The 16,175-nt window shown below is 62.4% G+C and carries 12 protein-coding genes; 8 read left to right on the top strand and 4 right to left on the bottom strand.

Annotated elements, in window-relative coordinates:
- Positions 1 to 20 precede the first annotated feature (20 nt).
- Positions 21 to 2,408, bottom strand: a complete 2,388-nt coding sequence (locus EFD55_RS04425) for a putative bifunctional diguanylate cyclase/phosphodiesterase (protein WP_183736652.1) — start codon at positions 2,406 to 2,408, stop codon at positions 21 to 23.
- Positions 2,409 to 2,516: 108 nt separating this feature from the next.
- Here EFD55_RS04425 and EFD55_RS04420 point away from each other — a divergent pair, with 108 nt between their 5' ends.
- Complete coding sequence (locus EFD55_RS04420; RefSeq protein WP_125843369.1) at positions 2,517 to 3,323, top strand: ABC transporter substrate-binding protein; 807 nt, start codon at positions 2,517 to 2,519, stop codon at positions 3,321 to 3,323.
- A 67-nt stretch (positions 3,324 to 3,390) separates the two neighbouring features.
- Here EFD55_RS04420 and fdhA read toward each other — a convergent pair whose 3' ends face one another.
- Positions 3,391 to 4,581, bottom strand: coding sequence for a formaldehyde dehydrogenase, glutathione-independent (fdhA, locus tag EFD55_RS04415; protein WP_125843367.1), 1,191 nt, complete (start codon positions 4,579 to 4,581; stop codon positions 3,391 to 3,393).
- 413 nt (positions 4,582 to 4,994) lie between these two features.
- The gene (locus EFD55_RS04410) at positions 4,995 to 5,897 is read right to left on the bottom strand and encodes a DMT family transporter (RefSeq protein ID WP_125843365.1); all 903 of its coding nucleotides are present in this window, start codon (positions 5,895 to 5,897) and stop codon (positions 4,995 to 4,997) included.
- A gap of 111 nt (positions 5,898 to 6,008) precedes the next feature.
- On the opposite strand from EFD55_RS04410, the gene EFD55_RS04405 reads away from it, so the two are divergent.
- Positions 6,009 to 6,884: a LysR substrate-binding domain-containing protein gene (locus EFD55_RS04405; protein WP_125843363.1), complete on the top strand. Its 876-nt coding sequence runs from the start codon at positions 6,009 to 6,011 to the stop codon at positions 6,882 to 6,884.
- On the opposite strand, the gene EFD55_RS04400 is transcribed toward EFD55_RS04405, so the two are convergent.
- Complete coding sequence (locus tag EFD55_RS04400; RefSeq protein WP_125843426.1) at positions 6,859 to 7,881, bottom strand: GlxA family transcriptional regulator; 1,023 nt, start codon at positions 7,879 to 7,881, stop codon at positions 6,859 to 6,861. The two genes, EFD55_RS04405 and EFD55_RS04400, sit on opposite strands and share 26 nt — an antisense overlap.
- Before the next feature lie 76 nt (positions 7,882 to 7,957).
- Between EFD55_RS04400 and bcoG the strand changes: the two genes are divergently transcribed.
- The 6 genes from bcoG to EFD55_RS04370 all read left to right on the top strand — a co-directional run bounded on the left by bcoG (position 7,958) and on the right by EFD55_RS04370 (position 16,085).
- Positions 7,958 to 8,860, top strand: coding sequence for a 3-dehydrocarnitine:acetyl-CoA trimethylamine transferase BcoG (gene bcoG / locus EFD55_RS04395; protein ID WP_125843361.1), 903 nt, complete (start codon positions 7,958 to 7,960; stop codon positions 8,858 to 8,860).
- 7 nt (positions 8,861 to 8,867) lie between these two features.
- Entirely contained in the window at positions 8,868 to 10,358 is a 1,491-nt protein-coding gene (locus tag EFD55_RS04390) for a carnitine 3-dehydrogenase (protein WP_125843359.1), read from the top strand.
- A 10-nt stretch (positions 10,359 to 10,368) separates the two neighbouring features.
- Positions 10,369 to 11,529 (top strand): acyl-CoA dehydrogenase family protein, encoded by a 1,161-nt coding sequence (locus EFD55_RS04385; RefSeq protein ID WP_125843357.1) that lies wholly within the window; start codon positions 10,369 to 10,371, stop codon positions 11,527 to 11,529.
- 4 nt (positions 11,530 to 11,533) lie between these two features.
- Entirely contained in the window at positions 11,534 to 13,588 is a 2,055-nt protein-coding gene (locus tag EFD55_RS04380; protein WP_125843355.1) for an acetate--CoA ligase family protein, read from the top strand.
- 6 nt (positions 13,589 to 13,594) lie between these two features.
- Positions 13,595 to 14,377, top strand: coding sequence for a carnitinyl-CoA dehydratase (locus tag EFD55_RS04375; RefSeq protein ID WP_125843353.1), 783 nt, complete (start codon positions 13,595 to 13,597; stop codon positions 14,375 to 14,377).
- Positions 14,378 to 14,495: 118 nt separating this feature from the next.
- Positions 14,496 to 16,085 carry an ABC transporter substrate-binding protein gene (locus tag EFD55_RS04370; RefSeq protein WP_125843351.1) on the top strand — a complete coding sequence of 530 codons (1,590 nt, stop codon included), beginning with the start codon at positions 14,496 to 14,498 and terminating at the stop codon, positions 16,083 to 16,085.
- The last annotated feature ends 90 nt before the right edge of the window (positions 16,086 to 16,175 follow it).

The raw sequence follows: 16,175 nt of genomic DNA, 5'->3' as shown, positions 1-16,175 counted from the left end.
ATCTCGCAGGGCAACGCCTTTCACGCAACGGCTATTGGACCGATCGTGCGCGGCCCGGCGGCGTCCTCAGGCTGGCGGAAACAATCGAGTTCGCGAAGCGGGGCCGGTTTGGAAAAGAAATAGCCCTGGAGGTCGGTGCAGCCGAGGGCGGTCAGGAAGTCGCGTTGATATTCGGTCTCGACCCCTTCGGCCGTCGTCGAGATGCCGAGGTTGCGGCTAAGCGCGACAATGGCGCCGATGATGGCTGCCCCGTTGGCCTTCGTGCCGAGCAACGAGACGAAGGATCGATCGATCTTGATCCTGTCGATATCGAAGCGCATCAGGTGGCTGAGACACGAATAGCCGGTTCCGAAATCGTCGAGTGAAATCTGAACGCCGCGGCCGCGGAGCGATGTCAACACCGTATAAACGTCGGAGTTATCCTCGATGAGCGAGGATTCGGTGAGCTCGAGTTCAAGCCGGGACGGCGCCAGCCCGGTCTCCTGAAGCACGGCGAATACTTCCTCGGCAAATTTTGGCCTCCTCAACTGGGAGGGAGATACGTTGACCGCAACGAAGCTGTTTTCAGGCCAGTTGCAGGCGGCTGTGCAGGCCTCTCGCAATACCCAGAAACCGAGCGCGTCGATCAGGCCGCCCTCCTCGGCGACGGCGATGAAGCTCGCAGGCGTCAACAGCCCGCGTTGGCTGTGACGCCAGCGCACCAGGGCTTCGGCACCCGATGCCTGATATCCCTCCTCAGCGCGGTGTATCGCCTGATAATGGACTTCGAGCGATCCGAAATCCGGCCTGCTTGCGCACGGATCGGGTTGCATGCCACCGCTGGATGAGGCCGCGCCCTTGGCCAGAACTTCCCGCAATTCGTTTTTGAGAATGTCGCGCGCGTTCCTGCCGCCGTCCATGGATGGCGAATAGGCGCGCCATTGACCTCTTCCGCCGACCTTTGCCTCGTAAAGCGCGACGTCGGCGTAGCGCATGAGGTCATCGGCGTTCCGCCCGGCGTCCGGCACGACAGTCACGCCTATCGAGCCGCCGACCTGCGCGACTGCTTCACCCTTCAGAAGCGGGAAGGGTTTACCGAGTTCGGCAACGATCGCTTCGCATATTGCCGGCAAAATTTGATCGTCGCTGATATCCCGGAGAAGCAAGGCAAATTCATCCCCTCCGAGCCGGGCAAGCGTGTCATCGGGGCGAAGCACCGACCGGATCCGCTCGGCGGCCATCCTGATCAGTTCATCGCCGGCGGCATGGCCGAACGTATCGTTCACGGCTTTGAATCGGTCGAGGTCGAGAAGCGCCACGGCGAAGCGTTCGACCGAATTCTGCGTATCGGCCAGGCACTCGTCGAAGCGCATCGCAAACAGCGCGCGATTGGGAAGGCCGGTCAGCACATCATGCAGGGCAAGCTGCCTTGCATGCAGCTCGCTTTTCCTCAAATCGCCGAGACTGCTGCGCAGACGCACGAGCAGGAACGAGAACAGGACCGCGATCACCAAGGCGGCAATCGAAAGCGCCGGCATCAGCCGGCCGATCACCCTGGAACCCGGAAGGTCGGGCCGCCATACGATGAAGCCGATCGGTTCGCCGTTTGCCGTCGCGTCGATCTGAAACGCAACCTCGTTTTCGTCAGCATCGGCCGTGCGCGCGAAGCGTGCGCCGTTGAGGCCCTGCTGCCGGCTCAATTCGTCCAGTGCCGCGCCGTCGATGAACCGCACGACGATGAGGAATTGCCGCGCCGGCTGCTGCTGTCCCTGAGGCGCTTCGTCGATGGCCACGACCCCAACGATCGTCGGGCGACCTTCCAGCCGCATCAGATTGGCCAGCGCACGGTTGGGCTGCGCTGCGCTCGCACGGCGGCTTTCTATTGACGACGACAGTCGTTCGTTGGATGCGCCAGGGCTCGCGGCAAGGCGGGCATCCTGAAGGAGAGGCAAAAGGAGAGGCTTCATCCAGCGAAAACGCTTCTCCGTTTGGGCGTCTGCCATCATCAGCAGTTGGGCCTTCTCGTCGACGACGAAAGCCTGGTCGTAGCCGAAGGCGGACATTGCGGTCTGGCTGATCGCGCTTCCCGTCGCCGCCGTCAAAACCATGTCGAGGCTGGAGGAAACTCCGGCCGAACGGGAGGCAGGATGGACTCGTGCGAGATAGCCATTGCCGAACTGGCCAATGACATGGGCTACCTGAGTGACCTGTTCCCGCAGGCGCGCATTGACCAGCTGGCGCTGGCGATCGAGAGCCGCAGCGTCGCTCTCGGTTCCCGCCCACAGCGCCGACAGCACGACAAGCCCGATCGCGCCAAGCCCGCTGACGGCGATGAGAAAGAGAATTCTGCCCGAAGCGATCCAGGATTGCTGAAACGTATTGGAACTGGAAGGACGAACGATGTGCAAGCCTAGACCCCTGAACACCACTAGAAGCGGGCGTCGTCCACCGACAGTAACAAGGAAGCGTTCACGTAGAATTAAAAGCTAAGGCGCACTATTGGCAGAGATCGACGACGCCCCAAGGAGTTTCCGACGATGCTGCGCATGTCCATTCAATCCATATTGCGCGGAACGCTGATGGCGGGCGGCGTGGCGATCCTTTTGGCCGCGGCCTCGCCGCTCCCGGCGGCTGCGCAGGATCCGACACCCATGAGAATTGCCGTTGAAGGCGCATTTCCGCCCTTCAACTATCTCGATGCGAACAACAAGCTTCAGGGCTTCGACATCGACATCGCCAACGCCCTCTGCGAAGTTGGCAAGTTCGAGTGCCAGTTCGTCATCGAGAAGTGGGACGATATGATCCCGGATCTCATTGCCAGCAAATACGACGCGATCGTCTCATCCATGTCGATGAGCCTTGAGCGGCGTCAAAAGGTTGCCTTCACTGAAAAATACTACAACAGTCCGACGGTATTCATCGCTCGCAAGGATTCGCCGATCAGCGATATCAGCCCCGCTGCCTTGAGCGGCAAAAACCTCGGGGTGACGTCGTCGACGGCGCAGGAATCCTACGCCAAGCACTTTTATCCCGAAATGAAGAAGACGGTTTTCCGGTCATCGCCGGAATTGTACAAGGGGCTGTCGGACGGAAGAGTCGACATTATCCTCGAGGATAAGCTTGCCATCTACGACTGGATCGCCAACACGAAGGCGGGAACGTGCTGCGAGTTCAAGGGACCGGATCTGGTCGATGTGACCTATTTTGGCGAAGGCGCCGGAATTGCTGTGCGTCCGGATGACGGCGAACGTCTAGCGCGCCTGAACGCAGCCTTGAAGACGATCAAGGAAGACGGGACTTACGACATGATCAACGCGAAGTATTTCCCGTTCAGCATCCAATAGCTCAGACCATGTGTGATGGATGCAAGATGGCCGGCTTTGCCGGCCATCTCTGTTTCGGTCCTAGACGTCAGGCGGCTTTCGCGACGTCTCCATGCGGGTCGAGGACAAATTTCGTCGCCGCTCCATGGTCGAAGCTCTCGTAGCCCTCAGCGGCTTCGTCAAGCGGGATGACCTTGGCGTTGACGATATCGGCGATCGGCAGCCGGTCGTGCAGGATCGCCTGCATGAGCTGACGATTGTACTTCAGCACCGGCGTCTGGCCTGTGTGGAAGGACTGGGCCTTGGCCCAGCCGAGGCCGAAGCGGAGCGAAAGATTGCCGTGCTTGGCGGCGTTGTCGACGGCGCCCGGATCCTCGGTGACGTAGAGGCCGGGAATACCGATCGAACCGGCGGCGCGGGTGATTTCCATCATCTGGTTGAGCACGATCGCCGGCTGTTCCCCGCCCGAGTGACCGCGCGCCTCGAAGCCGACGGCGTCGATGGCGCTGTCGACTTCATTGGTGCCGACGACCTGCGCGATCATGTCGCCAAGGCGGTCGCTCTTGGACAGGTCGATCGCTTCGAAGCCAACCTTTGCGGCATGGGCCAGGCGGTCCTTGTTGAAATCGCCGATCATGACGACGGCAGCGCCGAGAATGCGAGCCGAAGCCGCAGCCGCAAGCCCGACAGGGCCGGCGCCGGCGACGTAGACGGTTGAGCCGACCCCGACGCCCGCCCGCACCGCGCCATGGAAGCCGGTCGGCAGAATGTCGGAGAGCATGGTGAGATCGCGGATCTTCGCCATGGCCCTGTCCCGATCCGGGATCTTCAGCAGGTTGAAGTCTGCGTAGGGAATGGTGACGTAACGCGCCTGTCCACCGATCCAGCCGCCCATGTCGACATAGCCGTAAGCGCCGCCGGCACGAGCCGGGTTCACCGTCAGGCAGACGCCGGTATCCTGGGACTTGCAGCAGCGGCAACGGCCGCAGGCAACATTGAAGGGCACCGAGACGATATCGCCGACTTCGAGCATCTCGACATCGATGCCTTTCTCGATGATCTCGCCGGTGATTTCATGACCGAGGACCAGGCCCGGCATCGCGGTCGTGCGGCCGCGGACCATGTGCTGGTCGGAGCCGCAGATGTTGGTCGATATGACCTTGAGAATGACGCCGTGCTCGATGCGGCGGCCATCGGGCGCTTCCAGCTTCGGGTCGTCGATGTCGCGAACCTCGACCTTGCCCGGACGGAGATAAACGACGCCTCTATTCTTGCTCATGGATTCCTCCCACGTTTGAAATACCTCGACCCGCAACCAATGCAGCCGACGGCAAGCTTTTCTTCCGGCCTGCCTCCTCTGCAGCCCGGCATGTCCATATCGCCGCATCGGGCGATACTCGAATTCTGCAAATAGGCGGAGACGGATTGAATGGAAGGGAGGAGCGAACGCTGAAGGTTCAGCCTGTCCTGTTCGGCTCGTGATCGCCTGCCGCAATCTGTCGATCTGCTGCGCAAAGAGCTGGTTTCCGGGCTCCAGAACCTCCTTTCGGTCGATCTCGGTTCCTCTGCCGCCTTAAACACCTTCAGCAAACCACGCCTTGCGCAAAACAGCGCTCATGAAAACGACAGGGCGCAACTCAAAGACGACAGTCGGCAAAGACGTGGATAATCTTCCTGCAAGGCGATGACGCCTCAGGAACGCTGCCGCTGCCCGCGCTTAAAGTCCATGGCCGTGTGCCAGAACACGGCGCCGAGAATGATCACCCCGCCGAAATAGGTGGCGACAGGCGGTTGTTCGGAAAACAGCAGCCAGACCCAGAAGGGCGTGAGCACGATTTCCATCGTGCCGATCAATGCGGCTTCCGCCGGCGGCATCCGCTTCGCCCCCGCCAGGAAGAGCACCAGCGCGAGCGAGAAATTGGTCGCGCCGAAAGCGGCAAGGACGATCCAGTTGTGCAGGTCGAGCGAACCGACCGAGCCGAACGGAGCGAAGATGAGGAGGGTCAGGAAGGCGCTGACGACGGTTGGCGGCAGGCTCGGCACGCCGGGATTGATGCGCGGAATGATGATGACGAGCGCGAAAGACGCGGTCATGCCGAGTGCCAGCACGTCGCCCCACCCCGTGCCGCCGCCGATCGAGGAGGCGACGATGACGGCCACGCCGAGGAGCGAGATGCCTCCGGCAATCAGCGTCCGCCTGCCGACCCTCTCCCGAAGGATGAGCCAGCCGAACAAGGCCGCGATGAACGGCGTTGTCGCATAGATCATCGCCACGTTGGCGACGGTGGTCATGTAGAGCGCACCGATGAAGCATCCCTGACTGAAAGTCTGGCATGCGATCATCGCAAGACCTGTGGGATGAAAGACGGAACGCCATTGTTGCCGCGAGATGCCCCCTTCGAGGAAAAGGCAGGGGATCAGCAGGAACAAGCCGCCGAACAACGACCGCCAGGCGATCGCCGTCCATACGTCGGTGGTCAGGAGCCGCGAGTAGACGCCGCTGGCGCTCCAGGCAAGCGTCGCGGCAACGATGAGAAGCACACCCTTCTCGTGCTCGCTGCCTGCGAGTGGTCTGGCCGTATTTTCAATGGTCACGCAGATATTCTCAAAGAAGGAAGTCGAACGCGGATCATTTCTGCGCCGGGAATTGACATTAGACAAACGAATAGTAGTGATGGCTATCATCGATTTTTTCTATGGCTTTCCATGCACGAACCGATCGAGAGCGACCTCCTGAGAACCTTTCTGGTCGTCGCCGAGACGTCGAACTTCTCCGCGGCTGCCCAGCGCATCGGCCGGACGCAATCGGCCGTCAGCACCCAAGTCAAGAGGCTCGAGGCGGCGATCGGGGAAACGCTGTTCGAGCGCGGCGCCCGCGGCGTGCTACTCACACGCCAGGGCATACAGCTCGTGCCCTATGCCCGCAGGGTCATCGATCTCCTGAACGAGGCCGCCGCGACGATCCGAAGCAAGCCGCTTGATGGGCCGGTGCGTATCGGAATTCCCGAGGAATACAGCCAGACGGTGCTGCCGGCAGCCCTTGCGGCTTTCGCCGTGCGTCATCCGGCGGTCGAGGTCACCGTGTCCTGCGACTATACATCCCGCAACATTGCCGCCCTGGAGCGGGACGAACTCGATCTTGCCGTCGTGTTCGACTGGAGCGACCAGAGGCAGGGCGAGGTTCTGTGCATCGACCCGACCGTCTGGGTCACGTCGATGGTCCACCGGCTGCATGATATGGACCCCCTGCCCATTGCAACCTATCGCAACTCCACTTGGTCACGCGATTTTGCGCTCCGGTCGCTCGAGCAGATCGGCCGCAATTACCGGATCGCTTTCATCGCCGATACGGGTTCGGGGCTGAAGAACGCCGTGATCGCCGGCCTTGCCGTCACCACGCTTTCGCGCAGCAGCATTCCGTCCGGCTGTCGGGAACTGACCGCCGAAGACGGTTTTCCGCCGGTCGATTCCTCGAAGGTCGTGCTTCGCCGGAGCACCTATCGCTCCAGCGAGGCCATACGCGAGCTTGCCGAAATGGTGCGGGAGGCGTTCCAGCCTATGCCGGCGCTTTCGATGGTGTGATGCGGCGGCGCAAACGGCGCCTGGTTTCGGATGGACTCTCGGAAAAGCTCGCCCGGTAGCTTCTCGCAAAGGCCGAAGCCGAATTGAAGCCGGTCGCTGCCGCGATGTCGGCGAAGGAGGCTGTCGTCTCGATCACCTTGCGGCGCGCCGTGTTCAAGCGCAGGGCGAGATAATGCACATGCGGCGGCGCGCCGATGCTCTGCTGGAAGAGATCCTGCAGATGCCGGGCGCTGACGCCCACCCTGCGGGCGAGCCGTGCAAGGGTCAGGGGCTGCTCGATATGCTCCTCCATCAGCCGTACCGCCTGCGTCACGCGCGGATCGTGCATGCGCAGTCCCGCCGAGGCTGCGGAAAGCGGTTCGTCGGCGTGGAAGGAAGGCTGCTCGTAGCGGAACAGCCGGCTGACCTCGAGCGCCAGCGAATAACCCTGCCGCTGCCTGATTATCTCCAGCATCAGGTCCACGGTCGGGAGCGACCCCGATGTCGTCAGACGCTTGCCGTCGATGACGAAACGGTCCTTGACGGCCCGCACCTCGGGATAGGCAAGCGCGAAATCCTCGTAGTCCTCCCAGTGGACGGTGGCGGGCAGCCCATCGAGCAGGCTTGCCTCTGCAAGCAACCATGTCCCGGATTCGATGCCGGCGATCACCGTACGGTGGCGCGCGGCCTGGGAGAGCTGCATCTTGAGTGCGGGCGTGGCGCTTCCGCGCCAATTATAGCTGGCAAGCACGAACAGAGGCCGATCCTCGGTCGTCGCCCGGAAGATCCCCTCGACGGGAACGGCGATATTGCTGGTGGTCGGGACCGGCGCTCCATCAGGCGTCAGCAGCCGCCAGCGATAAAGTTCGCTGCCCGAAATACGGTTGGCGCCACGCAGCGGTTCGATGACCGACGCGATCAGGATCAGGTTCGTGTCCGGCAGGACGAGAAGATCGATATCGAGCCGTTCCGTCGATCGCTGCAGCAAGGTTACCTCCCAAGATTTCTGATAATGTATCGATAACTTCTGAAAATGCAAAGCATCGCTGCCCAACCTGTCGCGTAATGCTAGTTAAGACGGGGAGAACAAAAACATGCCTCTTGCGATGAACCGCGATGTTTTCATCACCTGTGCCGTCACCGGCGCCGGCGATACGATCTCAAAATCCAGCCACGTGCCGATCACTCCCAAGCAGATCGCCGATTCCGCGATCGATGCGGCAAAGGCCGGTGCGGCGGTCGTTCACTGCCATGTCCGCGATCCGGAAACAGGGAGTGCCAGCCGCCGCAACGATCTCTACAAGGAAGTCACCGACCGCATCCGCTCGGCGGATGTCGACGTGGTCCTCAATCTCACCGCCGGTATGGGCGGAGACCTGATCTTCGGGGATGTCGAAAGTCCCCTTCCCCTCAATCCCAGGGGCACTGACATGGCGGGCGCCACCGAGCGCGTCAGCCATGTCGCCGAATGCCTGCCTGAGATCTGTACGCTCGACTGCGGCACGATGAACTTCAACCTCGGCGACTATGTCATGACCAACACCCCGGCCATGCTGCGGGCGATGGCGAAGAAGATGACCGATCTCGGCGTGCGTCCCGAGATCGAGGCCTTCGACACCGGCCATCTCTGGTTCGCCAAGCAGCTCGCCGAGGAAGGCCTGATCGAAGACCCGGTGCTGATCCAGCTCTGCATGGGCATTCCGTGGGGCGCGCCCGACGATCTCAATACCTTCATGGCGATGGTCAACAACGTGCCGCAGAGTTGGACCTTCTCGGCCTTCTCGATCGGCCGCAACGCCATGGCCTATCCCGCCGCAGCGGTTCTGGCCGGCGGCAACGTCCGCGTCGGCCTGGAAGACAATCTTTTCGTCGGCAAGGGCCAGCTCGCCACCAATGCGCAGCTCGTCGAAAAGGCGGTGCAGGTGGTCGAAGGCATGGGCGCCCGGATCATCGGCCCGGAAGACGTTCGCAAGAAACTCAAACTGACGAAGCGCTGAGGGCGGCATGACAGGGATCAACAAGGCAGCCTGTATCGGCGGCGGCGTCATCGGCGGCGGATGGATCGCCCGTTTCCTGCTCGCCGGCATCGATGTTGACGTGTTCGATCCGCATCCGGAGGCGGGCCGCATCGTCGGCGAAGTGATTGCCAATGCCGAAAAAGCCTATGCCATGCTGACCGGCGCACCGCTGCCGCCGCGCGGCAGGCTGAGGTTCTGCAAAACGCTGGAGGAAGCCGTCGCCGGTGCCGACTGGATCCAGGAAAGCGTGCCGGAACGGCTCGATCTCAAGCGTGGTGTACTGACACAAATTGATGCCGCGGCCCGTCCTGATGCGCTGATCGGCTCTTCCACCTCGGGTCTGCTGCCGACCGATCTGCAGCGGGACATGAAACATCCCGAGCGCCTCTTCGTCGCCCATCCCTATAATCCCGTCTACTTGCTGCCGCTCGTCGAAATCGTCGGCGGCGAAAAGACCTCGGCGGCGACCATTGAAGCGGCGATGGACAGGCTGGCGCCGATCGGCATGAAGGGCGTCCATATCGCCAAGGAGATCGAGGCCTTCGTCGGCGACCGGCTGCTCGAAGCGCTGTGGCGCGAGGCTCTGTGGCTGATCCATGACGACATCTGCACCGTCGAGACGCTCGATGACGTCATCCGCTACTCCTTCGGCCTGCGCTGGGCCCAGATGGGCCTGTTCCAGACCTATCGCATCGCCGGCGGCGAGGCCGGGATGCGCCACTTCCTCGCTCAGTTCGGCCCTTGCCTCGCCTGGCCCTGGACCAAGCTCACCGATGTGGTCGATCTCGACGACGCGCTGATCGAAAAGATCGGCCGGCAATCCGACGAGCAGGCAGCCGGCTTGTCGTTCCGTGAACTCGAACGCATCCGCGACGAAAACCTCGTCGGTATTCTGCAGGCCCTCAAGGGCGGCCATGGCGGCAAGGGCTGGGGTGCCGGCAAGCTGTTGAAGGATTTCGAGCAATCGCTCTGGGCACAAGGCGGCGGGACACCCAAGTCTTTCGATCCGTCGAAGCCGCTGAGGCTCGTCGAGACGGAGGTCAGCCCGGCCTGGGTCGACTATAACGGCCATATGACCGAGCACCGCTACCTGCAGGTCTTCGGCGATACGTCAGACGCATTGCTGCGCCTCATCGGCGTCGACCTTGCCTATGTCGAGGCGGGGCAAAGCTATTACACGGTGGAAACCCACATCCGCCATCTCGGCGAGGCGAAGCTCGGTCAGGCGATCCATTCGACCTGCCAGGTGCTTGGTGTCGACGAAAAGCGACTGCACGTCTTTCACACGCTTTGCGACACGGAGACGGGCGAGACTCTCGCCACCGCCGAGCACATGCTGCTGCATGTCGAGAGCAAGGCCGGCAAGGCCACGCCGGCGCCGGCCGCCGTGTTCGACAAGGTCAAGGCGATCGCGGAAGCACATGCGACTTTGGCGGCGCCCGAAGGCGTCGGCCGTCACGTCGGTCAGAGGCGATAGGGGGATCGGCATGAATTTTGGTCTCAGCGAAGAACAGGAAATGATCGTCGAGACGGTTCGCGCCTTCGTCGAAACCGAAATCTATCCGCATGAGAACGAGGTCGAGCGCAGCGGCATCGTGCCGGCGGAGCTCGGGCGCGAAATCCAGCGCAAATGCATCGATCTCGGCTTTTACGCCTGCAATTTCCCAGAGGAGGTCGGCGGCGCCGGTCTCGACCATACCACCTTCACGCTGGTCGAGCGGGAACTCGGGCGCGGCTCGCTGGGGCTGACGGTGTTCTTCGGCCGGCCATCCGGCATTCTGATGGCCTGCGAGGGCGAGCAGCGCGAGCGCTACCTCCTGCCTGCGGTGCGCGGCGAGAAGATCGATGCGCTTGCGATTACAGAACCGGACGCCGGTTCCGATATGCGCGGCATGAAGTGTGCTGCCCGCCGCGACGGTGGCGACTTTGTCCTGAACGGCACGAAACATTTCATCTCCCATGCCGATGTCGCCGATTTCGTCATCGTCTTTGCCGCGACGGGTGAAGAGGAAACGCCGAAAGGCATCAAGAAGAAGATCACCGCCTTCCTGGTGGATCGCGGCACGCCGGGGTTTGAAATTCTCAAGGGGTATGATTCCGTTTCGCATCGCGGCTACCATAACTGCACCCTCAGTTTCACCGATTGCCGGATTCCCGAAGCCCAAGTGCTGGGCGAGGTGCATCGCGGCTTCGATATCGCCAATCAGTGGCTTTACGGCACGCGGTTGACGGTTGCCGCCACCTGTGTCGGCCGGGCGCGGCGTGTCTTCGACCTGGCCCTGCCCTATGCCGCCGAACGCAAGCAATTCGGCAAGCCGATCGGCGCCAATCAGGGTGTGTCTTTCAAGCTCGCCGACATGATCACCGAGATCGACGCAGCCGATTGGCTGACGCTTGCCGCCGCCTGGCAGGTCGATGCCGGCCGCCCCGCAGACCGGCAGATCGCTTCGGCCAAGCTCTACGCCTCCGAAATGCTGGCACGCGTCACCGACGAGGCGATCCAGATCTTTGGCGGCATGGGACTGATGGACGACCTTCCGCTCGCCCGCTTCTGGCGCGATGCGCGCGTCGAGCGCATCTGGGACGGTACCTCCGAAATCCAGCGGCACATCATCAGCCGCGACCTGCTCAGACCCCTGGGAGCGTGAGCCGATGACATCTCGCCCGCTCGACCGCCTGCTCAGACCGCAAACGATCGCCGTCTTCGGCGGCCGCGAAGCGCGCAGGGTGATCGAGCAGTGCGACCGCATGGGCTTTGCCGGCGAGATCTGGCCCGTCCATCCCAAATTGGACGAAGTGCTCGGGCGGCGCTGCTGTCGCTCCCTCTCCGATCTGCCCGCAGCACCGGATGCCGCCTTTGTCGGCGTCAACAGGGTGCTCACCGTCGACATCGTGCGCGGCCTTTCGCGGGCTGGCGCCGGGGGGGCGGTCTGTTATGCATCGGGCTTCAGCGAGGCGACGGCAGAACTTGCCGACGGCGCCGAGCTGCAGCAAGCTCTTCTTGAGGCCGCCGGCGACATGCCGATCCTCGGACCCAATTGCTACGGGCTGATCAACGGTCTCGACGGCGCTCTGTTATGGCCCGATCAGCACGGCATGCAGCGGGTCAAACGCGGTGTTGCGATCCTCACGCAGTCCTCCAATATCGCCATCAACCTGACCATGCAGACCCGCGGGCTGCCGATCGCCTATGTGGTCACTGCCGGCAACCAGGCGCAGACATCGCTTGCCGATGTCGCCTGCGCGCTGATCGACGACCCGCGTGTGACGGCCATCGGCCTTCATGTCGAAGGGTTCGGTGATCTCGCCGCCCTCGAACGTCTTGCCGCCATTGCCCGTCGCTCGAGGAAGCCCGTCGTCGTCCTGAAAGTCGGCAAGTCGGAGCAGGCAAAACACGCGGCCGTCTCGCATACCGCCTCGCTTGCCGGCAGCGATGCGGTTGCCGATGCCGTGCTCGCGCGCCTCGGTCTCGGTCGTGTCCAAAGCCTGCCGGCGCTGCTCGAAACGTTGAAACTCCTGCATATCGCCGGCCCGCTTGCAAACCATTCGATCTCGTCCATGAGTTGCTCCGGCGGCGAGGCCTCGCTGATGGCGGATGCCGCAGTCGGCCGCAAAGTGGAATTCCCGGCCCTCCAGCCACGGCAATTGCCGCGGCTGCGCGAGGTCCTGGGCGAGATGGTGGCGCTTGCCAATCCGCTCGACTACCACACCTTCGTTTGGGGCGATCTCGCCCGTCAGACGGAGGCCTTCAGTGCTATGTTCGAGGGTGGCTGCGCTCTCAATCTCGTCGTTCTCGATTTTCCCCGCAGTGACCGGTGTGAGGCATCCGAATGGATGACGACGGCGGACGCGGTTATCGCAGCAGCCTCCGCCACGGGTACGCTGGCCGGGCTTCTCGCGACCCTTCCTGAGAACATGCCGGAGCCTGTCGCCGAGCGCCTGATGTCAAATGGTATCGTCGCCTTCTCGGGTATCGACGAAGCCATCACCGCGGCCGAAGTCGCCGCTGGGATTGGCGAGGCCTGGGATCGTCCGCCTCCCCTGCCCTTGCTCAACGTCGTCCCCGCGGACGGCGAGATCGAGACACTGACGGAAGCTGATGCGAAGATAGAGCTTGCCGCCTGCGGCCTCCCTATCCCCGGGGGGCTGCAGGCTTTTTCTCCTGGCGAAGCCGCCGAGCTGGCGGAACGGCTCGGTTTCCCCGTCGTGCTGAAGGGTCTCGGTATCGCGCATAAGACCGAGGCCGGGGCCGTCGTGCTCAACCTCAGAGATCCAGAGGCGGTGTCGAATGCGGCGGCGGCTATGGCCTCTGATGCCGGTTATCTCGTCGAGAGGATGGTCGATGCGCCGGTCGCCGAACTCATTGTCGGGGCTACCCGCGACCCCGTCTTCGGATTGTCGCTCATGCTTGGAGCGGGTGGGATCTTCGTCGAATTGCTGGAAGATTCCATCATCCTGCCGCTTCCGGCGACGAAAGCAGATATTCACACGGCGATTGCGCGCCTCAAAATCGCAAAATTGATCTATGGCTATCGCGGGCGGCCGCGAGGCGATCTCGAGGCTATGATCGACACTATCGCAACAGCGGCAGATTATGTCGTAATGAACGCGGCACACCTGGAGGAACTGGACATTAATCCATTAATGGTTCTTCCCGAGGGACGCGGTGTCGCTGCGGTTGATGCCCTCATACGGCGGAGGAGGTAGGATAGGTTGAGCGACCAGATTCGCACACGACAGGACGGCGGAGTGCTCGAAGTCGTCATCGACCGGCCGAAGGCGAATGCCATCGACCTTGCCACAAGCCGTGCCATGGGCTTGATCTTCCGCGATTTCCGCGACGATCCGGCCTTGCGTGTCGCCATCGTGACGGGCAGCGGCGAAAAGTTTTTCTGTGCCGGATGGGACCTCAAGGCAGCGGCATCAGGCGATGCGGTCGACGGGGATTACGGTGTCGGCGGCTTCGGCGGGCTGCAGGAGCTGCGCGACCTCAACAAGCCGGTCATTTGTGCGGTTAACGGCATCTGTTGCGGCGGCGGACTGGAGATCGCGCTTTCGGCCGATCTGATCCTCGCGGCCGACCATGCGACCTTCGCCCTGCCGGAAATCCGCTCGGGCACGGTTGCCGATGCCGCCTCGATCAAGCTGCCGAAGCGCATCCCCTATCACATCGCCATGGACATGCTTCTGACGGGACGCTGGCTCGACGTTCACGAGGCGCATCGCTGGGGTTTCGTCAACGAGGTTCTGCCGGCAGACTGGCTGATGGAAAGGGCGTGGGAGCTTGCCCGCCTGCTCGAAAGCGGGCCGCCGCTCGTCTACGCGGCCATCAAGGAAATCGTCCGCGAAGCGGAGGGTTCGACGTTCCAGACTGCCATGAACAAGATCACTAAGCGGCAGTTTGCGACGGTCGACATGCTCTATTCGAGCGAGGACCAATTGGAAGGCGCACGGGCCTTCGCCGAGAAGCGAAGCCCCATTTGGAAAGGAAGATAGGGAGGCGGCAGCAACCGCAGCATTTTCCCGCATGATGCGGGCATCGGAGGTGGAGAGGAAACCGCCTGCGAATCTGCCCGGAAGTTCTGTCAACGCACCATAAAGAAGGAACTGGGGAATGAACGACTACACCAAATATCTCGCAAGCCGCGTCACGGCAGGCGGACTGAGCCGCCGCGAATTCATGGGACGCGCCATGGCGGCGGGCATCACACTTGCCGTCGCCGACAAGCTCTTCACCGAAAGCGCTGAAGCTGCCGAACCGAAGCGCGGCGGCCACCTGAAGCTCGGCCTCGAAGGAGGCGCTGCAACCGATTCCAACGATCCGGCGAAATTCCTGTCGCAGGTGATGTTCTGCATCGGCCGCTGCTGGGGCGACATGCTGGTCGAATCCGATCCGCTGACGGGTGCTGCCGTACCGGCGCTTGCCGAATCCTGGGAACCGTCGAAGGACGCGGCGACCTGGACCTTCAAGATCCGCAAAGGCGTCAAGTTCCACAACGGCAAGGAGATGACGATCGATGACGTCGTTGCGACGCTGAAGCGCCACACCGATAAAAAGTCGGAATCCGGCGCGCTCGGTGTCCTCGGCTCGATCAAGGAAATCAAGGCCGACGGCGGCAATCTCGTGCTGACGCTCAGCGAGGGCAATGCCGACATGCCGCTGCTGCTGTCGGACTACCATCTGGTCATCCAGCCGAATGGCGGCGTCGACGATCCTCTGGCCTCGATCGGCACCGGCCCCTACAAGATGACGAGCTTCGAGCCTGGCGTCCGCGCCACCTTCGAGAAGAACAAGGACGACTGGCGAACCGACCGCGGTTATGTCGATTCGATCGAGATCATCGGCATGAACGACGCCACCGCCCGCATCGCGGCTCTTTCATCAGGCCAGGTGCATTATATTAACCGCGTCGACCCGAAGACGGTCAACATGCTGAAACGCGCACCCAATGTCGAGATCCTCTCGACCGCCGGCCGCGGCCACTACGTCTTCATCATGCACTGCGACAAGGCGCCGTTCGACAATAACGACCTGCGCCTGGCCCTCAAATACGCCATGGATCGCGAGACCATGGTGCAGAAGATCCTCGGCGGCTACGGCAAGGTCGGCAACGACTTCCCGATCAACAGCACCTATGCACTGTTCCCCGAGGGCATCGAGCAGCGCGTCTATGATCCCGACAAGGCGGCCTTCCACTACAAGAAATCGGGCCACAGCGGCTCGGTCCTCCTGCGCACGTCGGAAGTCGCCTTCCCCGGCGCCGTCGATGCGGCCGTCCTCTATCAGGAAAGCTGCAAGAAGGCCGGGATCGAGATCGAGGTCAAGCGCGAGCCCGGCGACGGCTACTGGACCAATGTCTGGAACGTCCAGCCCTTCTCGACCTCCTATTGGGGTGGCCGTCCGACGCAGGATCAGATGTATTCCACCGCCTATCTCTCGACGGCGGACTGGAACGACACCCGCTTCAAGCGTCCTGACTTCGACAAGCTGCTGCTGCAGGCCCGCGCCGAGCTTGATGAAGCCAAGCGCAAGGACATGTACCGCACCATGGCGATGACGGTGCGAGACGAGGGCGGCGTGATCCTGCCGATGTTCAACGACTTCGTGAACGCCTCCACCAAGCAGGTGAAGGGCTATGTCCACGATATCGGCAACGACATGTCGAACGGCTACGTCGCAACCCGCGTCTGGCTGGACGCCTGATGGCAAGAGGGGGCGCTTGCCCCCTCTGATCTCCAACGAAGCCGGGACCGTGGGATGAAACCCCGCGGTCCTCCCGACGTTTTAGCGCGA

Source organism: Rhizobium pisi (assembly GCF_003938655.1).
Taxonomy (GTDB): Bacteria; Pseudomonadota; Alphaproteobacteria; order Rhizobiales; family Rhizobiaceae; genus Rhizobium; species Rhizobium pisi.
Note: the sequence above shows the minus strand (reverse complement) of the source record. Positions and strands in the feature narration are given on the sequence as shown.

What these genes read in the sequence shown, in the direction of transcription:
- EFD55_RS04370 (WP_125843351.1), top strand. Translation starts at nt 14,496, where the DNA reads ATGAACGACTACACCAAATATCTCGCAAGCCGCGTCACGGCAGGCGGA.
- fdhA (WP_125843367.1), bottom strand. Translation starts at nt 4,581, where the DNA reads ATGAGCAAGAATAGAGGCGTCGTTTATCTCCGTCCGGGCAAGGTCGAG.
- EFD55_RS04380 (WP_125843355.1), top strand. Translation starts at nt 11,534, where the DNA reads ATGACATCTCGCCCGCTCGACCGCCTGCTCAGACCGCAAACGATCGCC.
- EFD55_RS04405 (WP_125843363.1), top strand. Translation starts at nt 6,009, where the DNA reads ATGCACGAACCGATCGAGAGCGACCTCCTGAGAACCTTTCTGGTCGTC.
- bcoG (WP_125843361.1), top strand. Translation starts at nt 7,958, where the DNA reads ATGCCTCTTGCGATGAACCGCGATGTTTTCATCACCTGTGCCGTCACC.
- EFD55_RS04420 (WP_125843369.1), top strand. Translation starts at nt 2,517, where the DNA reads ATGCTGCGCATGTCCATTCAATCCATATTGCGCGGAACGCTGATGGCG.
- EFD55_RS04385 (WP_125843357.1), top strand. Translation starts at nt 10,369, where the DNA reads ATGAATTTTGGTCTCAGCGAAGAACAGGAAATGATCGTCGAGACGGTT.
- EFD55_RS04390 (WP_125843359.1), top strand. Translation starts at nt 8,868, where the DNA reads ATGACAGGGATCAACAAGGCAGCCTGTATCGGCGGCGGCGTCATCGGC.